This window comes from Thiolapillus sp., from assembly GCF_048562965.1.
Classification (GTDB): Bacteria; Pseudomonadota; Gammaproteobacteria; order Chromatiales; family Chromatiaceae; genus Thiolapillus; species Thiolapillus brandeum_A.
This window is the reverse complement of the sequence record NZ_JBHNMF010000630.1, coordinates 1-1,774: the sequence shown is the minus strand read 5'-3', so window position 1 is coordinate 1,774 and position 1,774 is coordinate 1. Positions and strand designations below refer to the sequence as shown.

Annotated in this window: 4 protein-coding genes and 1 pseudogene; 3 read left to right on the top strand and 2 right to left on the bottom strand. The window is 57.3% G+C overall.

The annotated features are described in order from the left end of the window. The 3 genes and pseudogenes from ACOCD2_RS18550 to ACOCD2_RS18540 form a co-directional block, all read left to right on the top strand. Positions 1–215 (top strand): hypothetical protein (locus tag ACOCD2_RS18550; RefSeq protein ID WP_293675048.1); only part of this gene is annotated, 215 nt, incomplete at its 5' end. Between the two features lie 98 nt (positions 216–313). Then, positions 314–625, top strand: a pseudogene (locus ACOCD2_RS18545) (GGDEF domain-containing protein); the annotation flags it as partial. Continuing rightward, positions 573–896 carry a GGDEF domain-containing protein gene (locus tag ACOCD2_RS18540; RefSeq protein ID WP_368857402.1) on the top strand — a complete coding sequence of 108 codons (324 nt, stop codon included), beginning with the start codon at positions 573–575 and terminating at the stop codon, positions 894–896. The pseudogene ACOCD2_RS18545 and the gene ACOCD2_RS18540, both read left to right, overlap by 53 nt. 28 nt (positions 897–924) lie before the next feature. Here ACOCD2_RS18540 and erpA read toward each other — a convergent pair whose 3' ends face one another. Further along, positions 925–1,278 (bottom strand): iron-sulfur cluster insertion protein ErpA, encoded by a 354-nt coding sequence (gene erpA / locus ACOCD2_RS18535; protein WP_293648666.1) that lies wholly within the window; start codon positions 1,276–1,278, stop codon positions 925–927. A 134-nt stretch (positions 1,279–1,412) separates the two neighbouring features. Next, positions 1,413–1,774: IPTL-CTERM sorting domain-containing protein (locus tag ACOCD2_RS18530; RefSeq protein ID WP_293648664.1), on the bottom strand; the 362-nt coding region annotated here is incomplete at its 5' end.

Here is a 1,774-nt window from a genome sequence, read left to right as displayed (position 1 = left end):
TCGCAAGCTCGTTGCTGCTCCGTACTTGGCTCCCATATGACTGGACGCCGCGTTCGGCGGCCTACTTTGCTTCCCCTCTGGCGCTATGCGCACGACGGGTAAGCAGTGCGGCCTCGCGGCTACTGGGGACTACCAGCCTTCGCTTCGCTCTCCATGGCTGGCAGCGAAGGCAACGAATCCCGACGGCAAATGGAGCCCCGAACCCACGGCATTGACCCTGAACATTCTGCCTCACTGGTACCAGACCTGGTGGGCCTGGCTCCTGCTCGGACTGCTGGCTGCCAGTCTGGTATATGCCTACGTACGGCTGCGTATGGGCAACATACTGCGGCAGAACCTCGAACTGGAAAAGCGGGTCAACGCGCGCACCAAAGCCCTGACAGAAGCCAACCAGCAACTGGCAAAGCTGGCGCGTACTGATACCCTGACCGACATGCTGAACCGCCGGGCGTTTGCCGAACTGTATCAACACAACCTGACGAATCCGGCAAACTGCACCCAGTGTGCCCTGGCGCTGCTGGATATCGACCTGTTCAAGAATTTCAACGACAGCTACGGCCACGACTGCGGAGATGCCGTACTCAGGGAGATGTCCCGGCTTCTGCGGGAAAACGATGTGGTGGCCCGCTGGGGTGGGTGGAGAAGAGTTCATCGTCCTGCTGCCCAACACGACTCACCGGGACGCAGCCGACATCATGACCCGCCTCTGCAGTGCCGTTGCCCGGCACAGTTTCGACTGGGAAGGCGAGACACTGCGCATCACCATTACCGCCGGGCTGGGTCAGTGCGACTGCAGTCAGTCGCTGGAAAAATGTCTCAAACCTGTGGATGAAGCACTGTACAAGGGCAAACAGCAGGGCAGGAATCAGCTGGTCCTGGCTACCGCCCGGACCTGATCACTTCATCGACAGGCACAAACCCCTGCTAAACGGAAAAGGAGGAACCACACCCACAGGTCGTGGTGGCATTGGGGTTTCGAACGATAAACTGCGCGCCCTGCAGACCTTCGGTATAGTCCACCTCGGCGCCCTCCAGGTACTGCAGACTCATGGGATCGACCACCAGCGTCACGCCATCGGTCACCACGACTTCATCACCTTCATTGATTTCTTCGTCGAAAGAAAAGCTATACTGAAACCCGGAGCAGCCGCCTCCCTGTATATAGACCCGCAACTTCAGATTCGGATTGCCCTCTTCCTCTATCATGCCACCTACTTTCTTGGCCGCGGCCTGTGTAAACGTGAGCAGGGTACTGGAAGTTTCTGACTGTTCTGACATCTCGATTGCCCTCTGGCATCTTTCTCATTTGAACGGATCTGAACATTATCGAATTACCCAGTAAAACTATCAAGTAATAAAAAACCACCGGAAAACAGGGTTTCCGGTGGTTCTTATCTCTTGCTGACGGTCGGCTAGTCCAGCTTCCGACCTCTACTCCCGGCAGCGATGCCGGCCAGGAGCAGGCTCAACAGCATCAACAGCCAGCCTGACAGTGTTGGTATGGGATGAGCCAGAGGGGGCGGCGGCGCAGGATTGCCACCAACAACCACCAGCACATCACCGATGTCATCTTCATCAGGATCCTGGTTATTAGGCGTGGAATCCGTGTCCACTTCGTTGGAGTCTGTTACCTCCGCAATATTCCAGTGATTGCCGCTGTCACGCAATGTTGCATCGAAGCTGAGGGATTGGCTCGCTCCTGCCGCGACGGTCAGTCCACTCCACACCACTGTGCTGCCGGACAAGGTGCCGCCACCGCTTATATTGTTGGCTC

Bases quoted from the DNA above. Each gene is read 5' to 3' on its own strand.
- erpA (WP_293648666.1), bottom strand. From the start codon at position 1,278: ATGTCAGAACAGTCAGAAACTTCCAGTACCCTGCTCACGTTTACACAG.
- ACOCD2_RS18540 (WP_368857402.1), top strand. From the start codon at position 573: ATGCCGTACTCAGGGAGATGTCCCGGCTTCTGCGGGAAAACGATGTGG.